Origin of the sequence: Micromonospora sp. NPDC000668 (assembly GCF_042897975.1) — a bacterium.
Classification (GTDB): Bacteria; Actinomycetota; Actinomycetes; order Mycobacteriales; family Micromonosporaceae; genus Micromonospora.
In genome coordinates this window covers 569292-585953 of record NZ_JBIAYP010000002.1, presented here as the reverse complement: position 1 = coordinate 585953, position 16662 = coordinate 569292, and the positions used below count along the sequence as shown (strand labels likewise).

The 16662-nt window shown below is 71.9% G+C and carries 17 protein-coding genes; 11 read left to right on the top strand and 6 right to left on the bottom strand.

All coding sequences use genetic code 11. From position 1 onward, the window contains the following. Positions 1-220 precede the first annotated feature (220 nt). Positions 221-1396, top strand: coding sequence for a zinc-dependent alcohol dehydrogenase (locus ACFY29_RS12205; protein ID WP_386986690.1), 1176 nt, complete (start codon positions 221-223; stop codon positions 1394-1396). A 9-nt stretch (positions 1397-1405) separates the two neighbouring features. Here ACFY29_RS12205 and ACFY29_RS12200 read toward each other — a convergent pair whose 3' ends face one another. After that, positions 1406-1885, bottom strand: a complete 480-nt coding sequence (locus ACFY29_RS12200; RefSeq protein WP_386985430.1) for a winged helix-turn-helix transcriptional regulator — start codon at positions 1883-1885, stop codon at positions 1406-1408. A gap of 184 nt (positions 1886-2069) precedes the next feature. Here ACFY29_RS12200 and ACFY29_RS12195 point away from each other — a divergent pair, with 184 nt between their 5' ends. After that, positions 2070-3647 carry an MFS transporter gene (locus ACFY29_RS12195; RefSeq protein WP_386985428.1) on the top strand — a complete coding sequence of 526 codons (1578 nt, stop codon included), beginning with the start codon at positions 2070-2072 and terminating at the stop codon, positions 3645-3647. 22 nt (positions 3648-3669) lie between these two features. On the opposite strand, the gene ACFY29_RS12190 is transcribed toward ACFY29_RS12195, so the two are convergent. Next, positions 3670-4077, bottom strand: coding sequence for a RidA family protein (locus ACFY29_RS12190; RefSeq protein WP_328423054.1), 408 nt, complete (start codon positions 4075-4077; stop codon positions 3670-3672). Then, positions 4074-4904, bottom strand: a complete 831-nt coding sequence (locus ACFY29_RS12185) for an NAD(P)-dependent oxidoreductase (protein ID WP_386985426.1) — start codon at positions 4902-4904, stop codon at positions 4074-4076. The genes ACFY29_RS12190 and ACFY29_RS12185 overlap by 4 nt, the downstream gene beginning before the upstream one ends. A 79-nt stretch (positions 4905-4983) precedes the next feature. On the opposite strand from ACFY29_RS12185, the gene ACFY29_RS12180 reads away from it, so the two are divergent. Then, complete coding sequence (locus ACFY29_RS12180) at positions 4984-5877, top strand: LysR family transcriptional regulator (RefSeq protein WP_386985424.1); 894 nt, start codon at positions 4984-4986, stop codon at positions 5875-5877. Positions 5878-5961: 84 nt separating this feature from the next. Here the strand turns inward: ACFY29_RS12180 and ACFY29_RS12175 are convergent, their stop codons facing one another. Further along, entirely contained in the window at positions 5962-6477 is a 516-nt protein-coding gene (locus tag ACFY29_RS12175; protein ID WP_386985422.1) for a winged helix-turn-helix transcriptional regulator, read from the bottom strand. Between the two features lie 112 nt (positions 6478-6589). On the opposite strand from ACFY29_RS12175, the gene ACFY29_RS12170 reads away from it, so the two are divergent. Together ACFY29_RS12170 and ACFY29_RS12165 are read left to right on the top strand one after the other, a co-directional pair. Next, positions 6590-7381, top strand: a complete 792-nt coding sequence (locus ACFY29_RS12170; RefSeq protein WP_386985420.1) for an SDR family oxidoreductase — start codon at positions 6590-6592, stop codon at positions 7379-7381. A gap of 38 nt (positions 7382-7419) precedes the next feature. Then, the gene (locus tag ACFY29_RS12165; RefSeq protein WP_386985418.1) at positions 7420-7752 is read left to right on the top strand and encodes a nuclear transport factor 2 family protein; all 333 of its coding nucleotides are present in this window, start codon (positions 7420-7422) and stop codon (positions 7750-7752) included. A gap of 190 nt (positions 7753-7942) precedes the next feature. On the opposite strand, the gene ACFY29_RS12160 is transcribed toward ACFY29_RS12165, so the two are convergent. Continuing rightward, positions 7943-9127 (bottom strand): low temperature requirement protein A, encoded by a 1185-nt coding sequence (locus ACFY29_RS12160; RefSeq protein WP_386985416.1) that lies wholly within the window; start codon positions 9125-9127, stop codon positions 7943-7945. Between the two features lie 99 nt (positions 9128-9226). Next, positions 9227-9778, bottom strand: a complete 552-nt coding sequence (locus tag ACFY29_RS12155) for a DUF5994 family protein (RefSeq protein ID WP_386985414.1) — start codon at positions 9776-9778, stop codon at positions 9227-9229. Between the two features lie 611 nt (positions 9779-10389). Between ACFY29_RS12155 and ACFY29_RS12150 the strand changes: the two genes are divergently transcribed. The 6 genes from ACFY29_RS12150 to ACFY29_RS12125 all read left to right on the top strand — a co-directional run bounded on the left by ACFY29_RS12150 (position 10390) and on the right by ACFY29_RS12125 (position 16646). After that, the gene (locus ACFY29_RS12150) at positions 10390-10605 is read left to right on the top strand and encodes a hypothetical protein (RefSeq protein WP_386985413.1); all 216 of its coding nucleotides are present in this window, start codon (positions 10390-10392) and stop codon (positions 10603-10605) included. Next, complete coding sequence (locus ACFY29_RS12145) at positions 10602-11669, top strand: glycosyltransferase family 4 protein (RefSeq protein ID WP_386985411.1); 1068 nt, start codon at positions 10602-10604, stop codon at positions 11667-11669. The genes ACFY29_RS12150 and ACFY29_RS12145 overlap by 4 nt, the downstream gene beginning before the upstream one ends. Before the next feature lie 117 nt (positions 11670-11786). After that, entirely contained in the window at positions 11787-12923 is a 1137-nt protein-coding gene (locus ACFY29_RS12140; protein WP_386985409.1) for a glycosyltransferase, read from the top strand. Positions 12924-12946: 23 nt separating this feature from the next. After that, positions 12947-13972 (top strand): glycosyltransferase, encoded by a 1026-nt coding sequence (locus ACFY29_RS12135; protein ID WP_386986688.1) that lies wholly within the window; start codon positions 12947-12949, stop codon positions 13970-13972. After that, positions 13969-15456 (top strand): glycoside hydrolase family 130 protein, encoded by a 1488-nt coding sequence (locus ACFY29_RS12130; protein ID WP_386985406.1) that lies wholly within the window; start codon positions 13969-13971, stop codon positions 15454-15456. Before ACFY29_RS12135 ends, ACFY29_RS12130 begins: the two co-directional genes overlap by 4 nt. A 122-nt stretch (positions 15457-15578) precedes the next feature. Next, entirely contained in the window at positions 15579-16646 is a 1068-nt protein-coding gene (locus ACFY29_RS12125) for a DUF2855 family protein (protein WP_386985405.1), read from the top strand. Positions 16647-16662 lie beyond the last annotated feature (16 nt).

The following is a 16662-nucleotide window of genomic DNA, read 5'->3' as shown; positions in this document are numbered from 1 at the left end:
GGGGGCCCCGGGGGGGCCGCGGGGGGTCCCTTGGGCGGGGGGGGGGGGGGGGGGGGGGGGGGGCCCGCGGGGGGCCCCCCCCCCGCCCGGGCGCGGGGGGGGGGGGGCCGCGGCCGGGCGCCCCGCCACCCGCACCCGTTCCGGTGGTGCTGCGGTGATCACCGCAACGGAAGGGGCGGGCACCCCAGGCTGGGTGGATGGCAACGCGGCGGGGACGACGGTGAAGGCACTCGTGTGGCAGGGCGCCAACGAACTGGCGGTGACCCAGGTGCCGGACCCGCAGCTGCGCAACGAGCAGGACGTCATCATCAGGGTGCGCAAGACGGTGACCTGCGGCTCCGACCTGCACCTGCTGGGCGGCCACATCCCGTTCCTTAGTCGCGGTGACGTCCTCGGCCACGAGTTCCTGGGTGAGGTGGTCGAGGTCGGTCCGCAGGTGCGAAGGCACACCGTGGGCGACCGGGTGGTGGTCTGCTCGTTCGTCTCGTGCGGTCGCTGCTGGTACTGCCAGCAGCAGCAGTTCTCGTTGTGCGACAACAGCACCACCGACCCGGTGATCGCCGAGAGCGACCGGGGTTTCGCACCCGCCGGCTGCTACGGCTACTCGCAGGCCCTCGGCGGCTTCGCCGGCAGTCATGCGGAGTACGTCCGGGTCCCGTACGCCGACCAGGGCGCGTTCACCGTTCCGGACGGGGTGAGCGATGAGCGTGCGCTGTTCGCCTCCGACGCTGCTCCGACCGGGTGGATGGGCGCCGACCTGGGCGGTGTGCGGCCGGGTGACGTGGTGGCGGTGTGGGGTGCCGGCGGGGTGGGCCAGATGGCGGCGCGGGCAGCGGTCCTGCTGGGTGCGGAGCGGGTGATCGTGATCGACCGTCTCGACAACCGGCTACGGATGGCGGAGACGAGCCTGGGGGTGGAGACCCTCAACTATCAGACCCACGACGTGGGCGGTGAGCTGCTGGAACGCAGCGGCGGGCGCGGGCCGGACGTGTGCATCGAGGCCGTCGGGATGGAGTCGCACGGCACCGGCCAGCAATTCTGGTACGACCAGATCAAGCAGCAGTTGCGGCTGGAATCGGACCGGCCGGTCGCCGCCCGCGACGCGATCCACCACTGCCGCAAGGGCGGCAACGTGTTCCTGCTCGGCGTCTACGCCGGCCCGGTGGACAGGTTCCCGCTCGGCGCGGTGCTGAGCAAGGGCCTCACGCTGCGCGGCGCGCGGCAGCACGGCCACCGCTACATTCCGATGTTGCTCGAACGGATGGCGCGCGGCGAACTCGTCACCGAGCACCTGGCGACTCACACCATGCCGCTCGACCAGGCTCCGCAGGGCTACGAGATGTTCAAGAACAAGACCGACGGCTGCGTACGGGCCGTCTTCGAGCCCGCTGGATGACACCCGTCGTCATCCGTGCCGGATGAGGCCGGGCCCGGCGGCGATGTCGATCTCACCCTCGCCAACGTCGTGTCCGGCCGCGCAGCGCAGCACAGCCCGGACCGGCTGGCCGCAGTCATGGTGGGTGGCGAGCACGGAGGGGCCGGCGTCGTCAGCGGCCCAGGTGTCGCCCCAGTTGCGCAGCGCGGTGATGACGGGCAACAGCTCACGACCCTTGCGGGTGAGCTGGTACTCGTGGCGGGTGCGCTGCCCCGGCTCCCGGTAGGGGATCCGTTCGAGCACGCCGGCGGTGACCAGCTCCTTGAGTCGGGCCGCCATGGCGGGCTCGCCGATCCCGGCACGGCGGACGAAGTCGTCGAATCGGCGCGTTCCGAGCAGAGCCTCACGCATGATCAGAATCGTCGACCGGCTGCCCACGATATCCATCGCGCGGGCGATGGAGCAGTTCGCCGCCGACCAGGAGTCGCGGTCCTCCAGGAGGTCACCCATGGTCACCAGGGTACGACCTGACTTGCACGACGGCTAGTCAGGTGCTTTACTAGGGTCGGGCTGGCTTCGTCTTGCCATAGCCAGGTGCCGGGCCTCAGCTGCCCCGACCGCCGCCACCCACCTCCCCGCCCGCCGCCAGCGCTGGACCACCGGTGCCCGCGCGGATCGACCCCAAGGAAGCCCTGTGACCGACCAGCGCACCACGGCTCCGACCAGGCCAGGACGCCTGCGGCACGCGAGCGCCCCCGTGCCGGACGCCACCGCGCGGCCATCCCTTCGCGGCTCCCGCGCGGTCACCCTGATCGCCATGTGCCTGGGCGCGATGATCACGTTCCTCCAGATCACCGCGACCGTCTCCGCCCTGACCACGATCCAGCGGGACCTGCGCGTCGACCCGACCACCCTGATCTGGATTCCCAGCGCCTACACCCTGGTGGTGGCGAGCCTGGTGCTGTCCGCCGCCACGCTGGGCAACCGATACGGGCGCAGGCGCATGTTCAGCGCCGGCGTCGTGGCCATGATCGCCGGCGGCGCCGTCGTGGCCGGCGCTCCCACCGTGGCCTGGGTGATCGCCGGGCAGCTGCTCGCGGGTCTCGGCGGGGCCCTGATCCTGCCGAACAGCCTGGCGATCCTCGGCGCGACCTTCACCGACCCGCACCGGCGCACCGAGGTCATCACCGCCTGGTCGGCCGCCTCCGGCATCGGCCTCGCGGTAGGTCCGCTCATCGCGGGCGCCCTGCTGCGCCACCACCAGTGGCACAGCGTGTACGTGTCGACGATCGTGCTGGGCGTGGTCACCCTCGTCGTGGCCGCCATCGGAGTGGCCGAGTCTCGGCCGAGCGCTGGCCGACTCGACGTGCCCGGTCTGCTCCTCGGCACCCTCGCCATAGCCGCCGCCGTCTACGCCATGATCCAGGGCGGTCGGGACGGCTACACCAGCCCGGTGGTGGCCACGACCTGGATCGTCTCGGCCGCCGCGCTGGTCAGTTTCGTGCTGGTCGAGTTGCGCACCAGTGCGCCGATGCTCGATGTGCGGCTGTTCCGGTCCGCGTCGTTCAGCGCCGTCATGGTCGTCGCCGCGGTGTCGCTGTTCGGCTTCACCGGCGTGGCGATCCTGCTCGTCCTGTTCCACGAACGCGCTCAGGCGCTCAGCCCGCTGGACACGGGCTGGCGGATGCTGGTGCTCTTCGGTGTCTACGCGGTCGCGGCCTTCGGCGCCGGGCGGATGATCCGCCGTACCGGGTTCAAGGCACCCCTCACCGCCGGTCTCGTCCTCGGTGCCCTGGCCAGCTTCGGGCTGGCCGCCCAGGGCCCGGCGACCCCGTTCGGCCACCGTTGGCCACTGCTCGCGCTGTTCGGCGCCGCCAGCGCCCTGGTGGTGGCCCCGGCGACCGCGGCGGCGCTGGCCAGCGTCGCGCCCGCCCAGGCGGGCATGGCCTCCGGCGCGGTCAACGCCGCCCGCCAGGTCGGCTCGGTGCTCGGCTCGTCCCTGCTCGGCACGTTGCTCACCACCACGATGCTGGCCGACCTGCCCGACCGGCTCGCCGCCCACCAGGTCGGCGAGCCCATCCGGACCGCCGTGCAGTCGGCGGTGGTCGCCGGCGCCACCGGCGACCAGGCGATGCCCGGCCCGGTCCGGTCAGCGCTCGCCGAGGCCCTGACCGCCGGCGTGCAGGCCGGGCTACGGGTCAACGGCATCGTCTTCCTGGCCACCGCCGTGCTCGCGCTCGCCCTCGTCCGGAATCGGCCGCACCAGCGCTGACGCCAGCGGTCGCCGATGGCGGTCAGCCCGTGGTCACGGCCGCGGTGATCTCGACCTCCAGCACCGCGCCGTCGAGGAAGAGCCGGTTCACCTCGACAGTGGTGCTGGCGGGCCTGGTCTCCACGAAGTACCGGTTGCGGACGGTCGCGTAGCCGGCCAGGTCACCGAGGTCGGTCAGGAAGGTCCGGACGTGCAGCACGTCGGCGAAGGTGGCGCCGTGCGCCGCGAGTAGCGCACCGATCAACTCGAAGATCCGCTCGGACTGCGCCCGCACGTCCCCGGGTGCGACGACGGCGCCGGCGTCGTCCACCCCGACCTGACCGGAGAGCATCAGCAGCGCGCCCCCTGGCAGGTCGAGGCGGGCGACGTGTGCGAACCGGTCGCCGAACGGCGCGGCGACGGTCGTCGGATTGTCCAGGGTCACGTTCATTTTCTCTCCTTCGGTGCGGCAGCCCCAGTGAGGCGGGCGATGTCGTCCTGCGGATGGGGCGCGGCCGCCAACGCCGACGCGGCGGCGCGCAGAACGGGCACCGGCGCGTCGCCCAGCACGTCGAGGGCGAGCCGGGCGTCCTTGGCGGCCAGGGCGGTGGCGAACGCGGCGTCCGTGGCGGTCGCCCGGGCGACCGCACCGCCGAGCGGCCCGGTGCCGAGCGCCTCGACCGCCGTACGTCGGTCGACGCCGACGGCGTCCGCGACGGCGAGCGCGTCCGCGACCGCGGTGACCGCGGTGACCAGTGCGGTGTTGAGCACCAGCTTCAGCGCGGCGCCCCGGCCGGAGCCGCCGCAGCGGCGGACCGTGCCCAACGTCTCCAGCAGCGGGGCGACCCGCTCCACGGCCGCCTCCTCGCCGCCGGCCAACACCACGAGCCGGCCCGTCTCGGCAGCGCCGGCACTGCCGGCGACCGGCGCGTCCACGAGGGGCACTCCCGCCGGCAGCAGCGCGGCCAGCTCCGCCACGGCCTGGGGACCGATGGTGGACATCTCGGCCACGGGGGTGCCCGGGCGCAGCGCCAACGCCGCGCCGGAGTCGACCAACGTGTGCCGGACGGCGACCGCGTCGGTGAGCATGGTAATCACCATGTCGGCGTTCCGGACCGCCTCGGCAGGGCTCCCGGCGGCTCGCGCCCCGGCCTCGACGAGCGGCGCCGTCCTGCCGGACGTGCGGTTCCAGACGGTGAGCCGCTGGCCCGTGGCCAGCAGCCGGCGGCCGATCGCGGTGCCCATCGTGCCGGTGCCCAGCAGGGCGATCTCGTTCATGTCGCCAACGCTAGGTGGCGGGAAGCCATGCCACCAACGACTGTTACGCATCGCTGCCATGCTGGGAGAACATGGCAGGATGCAGCTGAACGCGCTCCAGGTCTTCCGTGCCGTCGCCGAGCACGGCTCCATCACGGCTGCGGCCCGCAGCCTGCGCTACACCCAGTCGGCGGTGTCCCGACAGATCGCCGCGCTGGAAGCCGAGGCCGGGTCGCCGTTGCTGGACCGGCTGCCGCGCGGTGTCGCCCTGACCGAGCAGGGCCGTTGCCTGCTCGGCCACACCGAGGCCGTGCTCGACCGGCTGGACACCGCCCGGCGGGACCTGGCGGCGCTGCGCGACCTGTCCGCCGGCCGGTTGCGGGTCGGCGCGTTCCCCACCGCGGTCGCCGCGCTCGTGCCGCGTGCTCTGGCCAGCTTCAAGTCCGACCATCCCGAGGTGGCCCTGTCGCTGGTCGAAGGGCTCACGCCGGGGCTGCTGGAACGCCTGGTCGACGGTGACGCCGATGTCGCCGTGGTGAGCGCCGCGGCCGACCAGCCGCTCGACGGCGACCACTTCGACCTGCACCACCTCGTCGACGAGGCGCTGCTGGTGGCCGTTCCCCGGACGCATCGGCTCGCCCACCGGCGGACCATCCGCCTGCGCGACCTGGCCGACGAGTCGTTCATCGCCGGCTCGGCGACCGCTGAGGAGACCCTGCTGCGAGCCACCCTGCCGGCGGGTTTCCGGCCGCGGATCGACATTGTCGCGGCGGAGTGGACCGGCAAGCTGGGCTGCGTCGCGGCCGGCCTGGGCGTCGCGTTGGTGCCGGCCCTGGCCGTACGCGCCGCTCCGCCCGACCTGACCCTGCTCCGCCTGCACCCCGACGACGCCTCCGTCCGGCGGGTCTTCGCCGCCACCGTCGCCGGGCGGAGCCGACCTCCGGCGGTGCGGCGGTTCCTTACCCATCTGGACCGGGCGGCAGGGCTGGGCTGAGCCTGGCGAATCTGGCGGTACCGGGAACGCGGCACGCCGGTCTGCGTGCTGGCCTCAACCGACTGGCCTGGCGACCGCTGACCGTCAGGGTTGGTGCTGGTCGGGGACCGTTCGGGTCGGGATGTGCTCGTAGCGCTTGCGCATGGCCTCGCTCGCGGCGGGGCCGGCGGCGAAGACGAAGTCGCTGTCGTCGAGCGCACGTCCGCTGCTCCGGTCGACGATGATCGGGTCGGCCTCCACGCCGGTGTGCCGGTCGACCAGGATCATGCTGCGTTCGCTGGGGTCGAGGCGGGAGTTTCCCCAGGCGGCGAGGGCGACGACGACGGGGCGCAGGCTGCGCCCGAGGTCGGTGAGGACGTACTCGTAGCGGTCCGGCCTGGTCTGGTAGCGGCGCCGTTCGAGCAGCCCCTGGCTGGTGAGCGTCTTGAGCCGGCTGGTCAGAATGCTGGACGAGACACCCAGATTGGCCTGGAACTGATCAAAGCGGGTGTAGCCGTCGAAAGCATCATGCAAGATCAGGAGCGTCCACCACTCGCCCACGTAGCCCAGTGCGCTGGACAGCGGGCATTCGCGGTCCTCCAGCCGGATCTTCCCTGCCACGAAGTTGCCCTCTCCCGAGTCGGTGCTAGTCTCGAAGTCAGTAGGTTCTGTTTCAGAAGCAACTATACGGCGTCTCGGAGACGTCCACTTCATGCTGCCTGGAGGGGTAACGATGTCCGCAACGTCGTCCGCGCGGGACTCACTGCACGGGCGCCGCGCCCTGGTGACCGGGGGAACGAAGGGCGCCGGTGCGGCCATCGCCGCCCGGCTGCGCGAGGCCGGGGCGGACGTGTGGGTCAGCGCCCGCACCCCGCCCGACGGGATCGAGTTCGCTGACCGGTTCATCGCCGCCGACACGTCGAGTGTCGACGGCGCCGAGGTGGTGGCGGAGCGGCTGCTCGTCGCGGGCGGTGCCGACATCGTCGTACACGTCGTCGGCGGGTCGCACGCCCCGGCCGGTGGCTTCGCGGCGCTCAGCGAGCAGGCCTGGATGGAGGAGTTGAACCTCAACCTCCTCGGCGCGGTCCGGCTAGACCGACGCCTCGTCCCAGCAATGATCGAGCAGCGCTCCGGTGCGATCGTGCACGTCTCCTCGATCCAGCGCCGCAAGCCGATGTACGAGGCCACCCTGGGGTACGCGGCCGCCAAGGCGGCGCTGACCGTGTACAGCAAGGGTCTGGCCAACGAGGTCGCACCGCACGGCGTCCGGGTCAACAGCGTCGCGCCCGGCTTCATCCAGACCACTGCCGCCGACGCGCTGGTCGACCGCCTCGCCACTGGGAACGGCGTCGACCGCGACACCGCCCTCGGGCAGCTGATGGACTCCCTGGGCGGGATCCCGCTGGGCCGCCCGGCCCAGCCGGCCGAGGTGGCCGACCTGGTGGCGTTCCTGGTCTCCGACCGCGCCTCGGCGATCGTCGGCGCGGAACACGTCATCGACGGCGGCACCATCCCGACCGTCTGACCCGACGCCGATTAATCCCTCCGGAAAGGACATTGACCATGACCGCCAGCCACACCGCGCCGGCAATCATCCGCCGCTACTTCGAGCTCGCCGGCCAGCCGGACCACGATGACTACTTCGCCCTCTTCGCCGACGACGCCGTCGTCGAGGACGAGTCGACCGAGTACCGCGGCATCGAGGCCATCCGCCGGTGGCGCCGCGAGGTGCCGCTGGTGACGTACGAGATCACCGACGTCGAGGACACCCCCGCCGGCACCATCGTGACCGCGACGATCACCGGCGACTTCCCCGGCAGCCCGTTCGCCGGGCTCCGGTACCGCTTCAGCGACTACGACGACAGCTCGATCCGGGTCCTGCGTATCGCTCCCTGAGGACGGCTTGACGGTTGTGGGTCTTCATCGGGGTGCTGGCCCGCCTGCACCTGCTCGACCTGCTGCCGCCAGGGAGTGATCGTGCCGCAGATCGCGGCCCGCCATCCGCTCACCGAGGTGGCCGCCGCACCCGTCTTCGCCGAGACCCGCAGCCGGGCGGGCAAGGTGGTGCTGCGACCCTGACCTTCCGCTACACGGAGGGCGCTGGCGGCTCGGGTGGGTTTCCGTAGGCGCGGATGCCGTCCGAGACGGCGACCCCGGCCAGTACGAGGGCGGCGGCGAGACCGGCCACCAGCGCGGGCGTGAGCAACAGAGCGGGTCCCGCGACCACCAGCACGAGCAGCGCGACCAGCCGGGACGGGGACACCCGGCTGAACACCTCGTACTCGAACCTGGCGCGTCCGGCCAGGAACAACGCGGGTCCGCCGAGAATGACGCCGGCCAACCAGGGCGGCGTCTGCTCGGTGGGGTGGATGATGACGACTTCGAAACCGGCGGCGGTGGCGACCACTCCGGCCACCATGAGCAGGTGGGTGTAGGGCGCAGACCGCACGAATTCGCCCGGATCCCGGGAGGCCTCGATGGCGGCTTGCAGCAGGGCACCGGCGCGGTGGACGTAGATCTGCCACAGCAGCACGGTGGCGGCGAAGCCGACCAGGAGCGCCGCCGTACGGATGGGCGTCACATCGTTGTCGGCGAAGGCCAGTGTGGTGACGAGGATGAGATCACCGAGGGCGAGAGTGAAGAACTGCTGGTAGCGCTCCGCCAGGTGGTCGGCCGCCACCGCGTACTGGCGCATGGGTAGCCGGCCCAGTCGCGGCGTCGGGTAGCGGAGCCAGGCTGCCCCGTAGTCGACCGCGAGCGCAGCGGTCCACAGCAGGCCCCGCGCCGGGCCCGCCACGAGACCACCAGCGAGCCACGGTACGGCGGACACGACGAACCAGAAGATGAACCGCCTGGCGGGCAGTTGCGCCGTGCCGCGGCCGTGCAGCGCGGCGACGAGAAAGATGCCACGTCCCACCTGGATCGCCACGTATGCGCCCGCGAAGAGCAGAGCGTGCTCGGCGAAGGCTCCGGGCAGTGAGCCAGTCAGCAGGATGGTCCCGAGCATGACCCAGAGCGTCGTGACGAAAATGGGGGGTCGCTGCGTGTGGTAGAGGTCGGTTGCCAGCGCGGTAGCGGACCAGACCCACCAGATCGCCATCAGCAGCAGCACGGTCTGGAAGGCGCCTACCCAGTCGAGACGCTGCGCCAAGGTTCGGGACGTCAGGGCGAGCGCAGCGACGAACACCAGATCGAGAAACAGTTCCAGCAAGGTTGCCCGCTGGGGCCCCTCATCCTCGCGGGACAGCCCCACCGCTCGATCGATCGTCATCAGGCGCCCGTCTAGTGACTCCGGGCCCTTGATGGTAGTGAAACACCGGCTCCAATTCGGGCAAAGCCGCAGGCTGTCCTCTTTCGGCTGGATCGGCCACTAGCGCGTCGGGCTGGCTCGATGACCCCTGCCCTTCGTGGCAACGGCGTTGCTACCACCCTCGTTGTCCCAGATCTCGTACCGATCGGCGCGGGTTGTCGGCGCCGGCTGCACCCGGGCGGCGGCCAGGATGTCGGGCGCGCGTCGGAGGTTGGCCTGGTCGGCGGCGGTAGCCATCGCCCACTCGGCTGCGGCCGGTGGGGTGACGGGCGGCACCACGAGCAGGTCGACCTGGATGTCCTGGCCGGTGGTGGCGATCAGCACGGCCGGGTCGAGGGTGTCGAACCAGCCGATGCGAACCATGTCCGGTCCGACGGTCAACCGACGGGGCCGGTTGTCCCAGGCGCGGATGTTGAGCATGAGGTGCCGGATCCGGCCATGTCGTTCGGTGAGGGCTAGGAGAAGGCCGGGGAGCTCGGCGGTCGGATCCCAGGACCGCGGCCACCAGCCGCCGTCGAGCACCGTCCGGCCCCGGGCGGTGGCGAGAACGAGCCGAGGTGCGGCCGACGTCGAGGCGATGACCGGGATGGCGTGCTGTGGGGTGACGGACATGGCTGGCTCAGCCTTTCCTGATGGGACGGTGGCCGAAGCGGCGCCGGGCGGGCAGCGGCGGGCCGTCGTGTCCATTGATGGGGGAGGGGCGGACGTGCCTGTCTCGGGGTGCGGTCATGACGAACCGCCGCCTTCCGATGGGTGCCGGGCGTAGCTGGCGGTATGCGCGCGCCAGCGCGGGGCGGGGGTGAGAGCGGGCCGGCGACAGACCGTCGCGGCTCGGGCGTGCCGATGCGGGGGGTGCCGGCCATCGGCGCCACGGAGAGTCGGCGTCCTGGCCGATGGATGTGCGGCGGCGGGCAATTCCAGCGTACGCCTCCGCAGTTGGTACCGCTGTGCAGGCAGTTTCCGACGAGCCCGGCCAGCGGTGCAGGTGCAGTCCCACACCGCGAGGGCGTACGGTGAACATGTCGCCCGGGACCTCCGGTGGTCGCCAGATGCCGTCGCCACCAGCCCGTAAGGGGCGTTATCGATCCCCATCGCCGCGATGTGCTGGTCGTGTTGATGATTCGCCGACCTCGTCCCGGCCGTCGGATTCACCGACTACCGCACATCTCGGGTTCGGCGCGATGGCCACTGGTGAGACCCGACCCGCGTTCACACCGCCGTCCATGAACATGATCGTTCCGGACGGCACTATCAGGGAGCACCAGATGAGGATCGCCCGCAGCAAGATCGTCAATGCCCTTCGCGACCGGGGTCAGCAGGCCAGGGCCGACTGGGTCGAGCGCGAACTTCCCGAGCGCGTCGACCCGGCCAAGCACACCGGGCTGCTCGCCACCCTGCACCTCGATCCTGCTGAGCTCGTCGACGCGCCCTCCCCGTGAGGGTTGCGCTGCTCGGACCGGTCGCCTGGCGCACACCCCCGCACCATTACGGCCCCTGGGAGCAGGTGACCGGCCTGCTCGCCGAAGGGCTGGCCAGTCGCGGCGTGGACGTGACCCTGTTCGCGACGCTGGACTCCGTCACCTCCGCCCAGCTCGACGGCGTCTGCCCCCGGGGGTACGCGGAAGATCCCGACATGGACGGCCGGGTGTGGGAGGCGATGCACGTCTCCTACGCGTTGGCCCGCTCGGCGCAGTTCGACCTGGTGCACAGCCACCTCGACTGGCTGCCGCTGGCCTTCGCCGAACACTGTCGCGCTCCGCTGCTCACCACCGTGCACGGCTTCTCAGGCGCGGGGATCCTGCCCGCCTACGCCCGAGCCCGCTCGTCCTACGTGTCGATCTCCGACGCTGACCGGGCCCCCGAGCTCGACTACGTCGCCACGGTGCAGCACGGCGTCGACCTCACCGGGCTGCCGTTCACCCGCGACGCCGGCCCCGGACTGGCCGCGTTTGGCCGGATCCACCTCGACAAGGGCACCCACACCGCCATCGAGATCGCCCGCCGGGCCGGCCGGCCGCTGACCATCTGCGGCATCGTCCAGGACGAGCGCTACTTCGCCGAGCAGGTGGCCCCGCACATCGACGGTGACCAGGTCGTCTTCCTCGGATCCGTTGGTCCCCGACGACGCGCGGAGGTGCTGGGCACCAGCACCGCCCTGCTGCACCCGATCGCCTTCGACGAGCCGTTCGGACTGTCGGTGGTGGAGTCGATGGTCTGCGGCACGCCGGTTGTCGCGTACGCCCGGGGGTCCATGCCGGAGGTCGTCGACGATGGGGTGACGGGATTCCTCGTGCACACCGTCGAGCAGGCCGTCGACGCGGTGACCCGGGTCGCCGGCCTCGACCGGGCTGGTTGCCGGGCGCGGGCGCGGCAGCGCTTCAGCGCGGACCGGATGGTCACCGACTATCTCTCCGTCTACGACCAGGTCATTCGCCGCAACGCGGAACCCGCCGAGCGACCGACCGTTCCTGACCAGGCAGGCCTGGTCAGGTCCCGTCCGTAGCTGACCGCACCAATCCGTTCCGCCGGCCACACACGCTGGCCGGCGTACGTCGACACCGCGTGAGGTTTCGCCCCCGTACGCCATGGGCAGCCGACAACCGGAAGGCCCGACACGCCCATGCCCAGCTACGGATTCCTCAGCACCCACCCACCGACCCGGTGCGGACTGGCCACCTTCAACTCCGCCCTCGCCGCCCACCTGACCGCCGACGGCACGCGCGGCGGCATCGTGCGGGTCACCGACCACGGCGACGACCCGCGACCCGGGCCCGGGGTCGTGCACACCTGGTCGGCGCGGACCTCGGCCGGCTGGCGGGACGCCGCCGCGGCCCTGAACACCTTCGACGTGGCCATCGTCCAGCACGAGTACGGCATCTACCCCGGCACCGACGGCGAGGACGTCCTGCCGTTGCTGCGCCGGCTGACCGTGCCGAGCATCGTGGTCCTGCACACCGTGCTCCGCCAGCCCTCCGCCCGGCAGAAGTCCCTGCTGGAGCAGATCGCCGCCACCGCCGGGGCGGTCGTCACGATGACCGACACCGCCCGGGACCGGCTGCTCGTCGGTTACTCCGTGACCCCGGACAAGGTGACGGTCATCCCGCACGGCGCCGCCGATCACGTCGGCGTACCCGTCGACCGACGTACCCGACCGCACCTGCTGACCTGGGGGCTGCTCGGCCCCGGCAAGGGCCTCGAATGGTCGTTGCGGGCGCTTGCCCGGTTGCAGGACCTGGAACCGGCACCCACCTACACCGTGGCGGGTCGGACCCATCCGAAGGTGATCGAGCACCAGGGCGAGACGTACCGGTCGGGGCTGCACCGGCTCGGCGCCCAGCTGGGCATCGCGCACGCCGTGGACTACCAGGACGTCTACCACGACCAGGAGGCGCTCGGCCGGTTGATCCGCTCCGCCGACGTGGTCGTCCTGCCCTATGACTCTCGCGAACAGGTCACCTCCGGTGTGCTCATCGAGGCCGTGGCCGCCGGGGTGCCCGTCGTGGCCACGGCGTTCCCGCACGCCGTCGAGCTGCTCACCGGCGGGCCCGGTCTGGTCGTACCCCATCGGGATCCGACCGCGCTGGCCGCCGCGATCCGGCGGATCCTGACCGAACCGGGGCTGACCGCCCGGCTGGCCGGCCGCGTCCGGCCGCTGGCCGCGAACCTGCGCTGGCCGGCGGTCGCGGCCCGCTACGCCACTCTCGCCGAAGGGCTCAGCGAGACCAGGCCGGCCGCCGTCAGCGCGGCATCGGTGTGACCGCGACCACCGGCCGCCCTCGCATGCCGTCCGGCGCTCGTTGGGTGACGGCGCCCGCCCCGAGCTTCGCGCACCTGATCCGGCTGAGCGACGACACCGGACTGTTCGAGCACGCCCGGCACGCCATCGTCCGCCGCGAGCACGGCTACTGCACCGACGACGTGGCCCGCGGCCTGGTCGTCACCAGCCGCGAGCCGGAGCCGAGCGAGGAGGTGCTCCGGCTCGCGGAGCGCTACCTCGCCTTCCTGACCCACGCCCAGGACGCCAGCGGCGCCTTCCACAACCGGCTCGGGTACGACCGGCGTTGGGCCGACGAGCCGGGGCTCGGCGACTGGTGGGGCCGGGCGCTGTGGGGGTTGGGCACCGCCGTCGCCCGCAGCCCCGCCGCCTGGATACGGGAGGAGGCGCTGGTCGCCTTCAGCAGGGGTGCCACGCGGCGTTCCCCGGCGCCGCACGCGATGGCCTTCGCCGGGCTCGGCGCGGCCGAGGTGCTGCGCCGCCACCCGGGCCACTCCACGGCGGCCACGCTGCTGGCGGACGCGGCCACCACCGTCGGCGCCCCTGCGGCGGACCCGCGATGGCCCTGGCCGAGGGAGCAGCTGACCTACGCCAACCCGGCCCTCGCCGAGGTTGTCATCGTCGCCAGCCAGCTGCGCCACGGCGGCCCGCCCCTCGACGATGGTCTGCGGATGCTGACCTGGCTGCGCGACGTCCAGCTCCGCGACGGACGGCTGTCGGTTGTGCCCGCCAAGGGATGGCGGCACGGCGCGGTGCGGTTCCACCACGACCAGCAGCCGATCGAGGTCGCCGCACTCGCCGATGCCTGCGCCACGGCCGCCACGGTCACCGGCGACCTCGACTGGGAGACCGGGATCAGGCAGGCGATCGGCTGGTTCCTCGGCGACAACGACCTCGGCACGCCGATGTGGGATCCGGCGACCGGCGGCGGCTACGACGGGCTGACCGCGCACGGACCGAACCTCAACCAGGGCGCCGAATCGACCCTCGCGTTCATCTCCACCCTGCAGCACGCCCGGCGGTGGTCGTGACCGAAAACCTGGCCGTCCGGCAGGACGTCACCCTCACCCCGGATCCACGCCGGGTCATCGTCAAGCTCTTCGTCCCGGGTGAGGACGCCGCGGTGGTACGCACCCGCGCGCGGGCGCTCATCGACCGCGTCGCGCACCTCGACGACGAGGAGACCGGCCGTCTCCTGCGGGACACCTTCGACCGTTTCGGCAGCCGGCACCGCGATCTGGCCGGCACGTTCCACCACCACTACGACCTCGTCCGGCACCGTGCCGCCCGGGCCGGGGATCTCTCCCCGACCAGCCGGCTCCTGGTCGGCGCCTACTTCAGCCACGAGTACGCCGTCGAGTCCGCCGCCCTGTGCAACCCGTCCATGGTGGCCCACCCCGATCAGACCGAGTTGGGCGCCGGCCAGCTGCGCGTCGCGGTCAGCCTGCGCCAGATCGGCGAGGGCCACCTGTCGTCCATCGGGTTCGCCACCGCGGTCCTCGGACCCGGGCGCCGGCTCGCCGTCGCCGACCGGCCCGGCCCACTGGTCGTCGGGCAGCGGATGGGCGTACGGCACCGTCGGGACCTGCTCGCCGCCGGCCTGGCCGAGGAGGACTACGACAACGAGGTCACCGCCACGGTGCTGGACGCCCTGCCCGACCGGTACGACGAGGCCACCTTCGAGCGGGTGCTCGGCAACCTGCCAGCGGACCTGCTCTCCCGCGCCTCCGGAATGGGCACCCTCGAACAACTGCGTCGCACCAACGCCGACAGCTACGCCACCGCGTTCCCCGCCGACACGGCCCTGCACCAACGGGTGCTCTGGCCGGCCACCGCGGTGGAGAGCAACGGCATGGAGGACGCCCGGTTCGTCAGGTTCGAGGACGAGTCCGGACCGATGTACCGGGCCACCTACACCGCCTACGACGGCCGGAGTATCGCCACCCGCGCGCTGGTCAGCAGCGACCTGCGCCGTTTCGAGATGACCCCGATGCGCGGCCCGGGCGCCCGTAACAAGGGGATCGCGCTATTTCCGCGTACCGTCGGCGGCCGGCACCTGGCACTGTGCCGCGCCGACGGCGAGACCATCGGTCTGACGGGCCTGGACGGCGACAACCGGTGGCAGTCCCCGGTCCCGCTGCATGCTCCCCGAGACAGCTGGGAGTTGATCCAGGTCGGCAACTGTGGATCTCCCATCGAAACCGAAGCCGGCTGGCTTGTGCTCACCCACGGTGTCGGTCCGATGCGCCGCTACGCGATCGGCGCGCTCCTGCTCGACCTGCACCGACCGGAACGGGTCATCGGGCGGCTTCCCGGTGTGCTCCTGTCACCCGACGATGCTGACCGGGACGGGTACGTGCCCAACGTCGTCTACTCCTGCGGGGGGCTCATCCACGACGGCGAGCTGTGGCTGCCGTACGGGGCCAGCGACACCCGGGTCGGATTCGCCACCGTGCCGGTCGCCGCCCTCCTGGCCACGATGGTGGAATCCGGTGAGCGGCGGCACGGCGCCTGAGAGACCACCGGCCGCGCTCAACACGTCCGGCTCCTGAGCAACGGCCTCCTGAGCAACGGCGAGTGGGATTTTGCACCCGCAGTGCACTTGTCTCCGTTTCGGGGGCTGTCTAGCGTCAGACCATGGCTGACTCGTGGACATTCGCCGTGGCCCGTGACGACCTCGGTCGGAGCACGCTCGTCGAGGGCGCGACGCCGGCTCTGGCCGACGGCGAGGTGCTGTTACGCGTGGACCGCGTCGGCCTCACCGCCAACAATGTGACCTACGCGGTGCTCGGTGACTCGATGCGTTACTGGCAGTTCTTCCCGCCCGACCCGCGCGGGCTCGGCCAGGAGTGGGGGCTGCCGCCGCTGTGGGGCTTCGCCGAGGTGATCGCGTCGCGGGTTCCGGAGGTCGCGGCGGGGCTGCGGGTCTACGGCTACCTCCCGCCAGCGGGTCACCTGGTGGTGCGGCCGGACCGAGTGGACGAGTCCGGGTTCCGCGACGCGAGAGCGCACCGGGCCGGGCTGCCCTCGCCGTACAACGTCTACCGGTCGACCACCGGCGACCCGGCGTACCGGGCGGACCAGGAGGACCTGCTGATCCTGTTCCGGCCGCTGTTCTTCACCTCCTTCATGCTGGCCGATCAGATCGTCGACAACGACTTCTACAGCGCGGCGTCGCTGGTGCTGTCATCGGCGTCCAGTAAGACCGCCTATGCCGCCGCGTTCGAACTGCACGGTCGTGGCCCCCGGCTGGTCGGGCTCACCTCACCCGGCAACCTCGCCTTCACGCGGTCACTCGGCTGCTACGACGAGGTCGTTTCCTACCACGACATCGGCGTCCTGGACGCGGTCCCGACCGTCTATCTCGACCTGTCCGGCGCGTCCTCGACCCGAGCCGCTCTGCGCGGGCACCTCGGCGACCAACTCGTCCGGGACATCGCGGTCGGGCTCACCAACCAGACGCCGAACGCCGACGCCGCCGAGGAGGTGTTCTTCGCACCGGTTCAGATGCGCAAGCGCAGCCTGGACTGGGGCCGTGAAGGGCTCGACCAACGGTTCACCGAGGCCTGGCGACGGTTCACCGGCGTGGTGAGCGGGTGGCTCGACGTCCAGGTCGGTACGGGACCCGAAGCCCTGCAGCACGCGTGGCTCGAGGTCCTCGCGGGTCGCACGCCACCGCGCGTGGGCCACGTCGTCCAGTTCTGAACGGTTGATGGCCGAC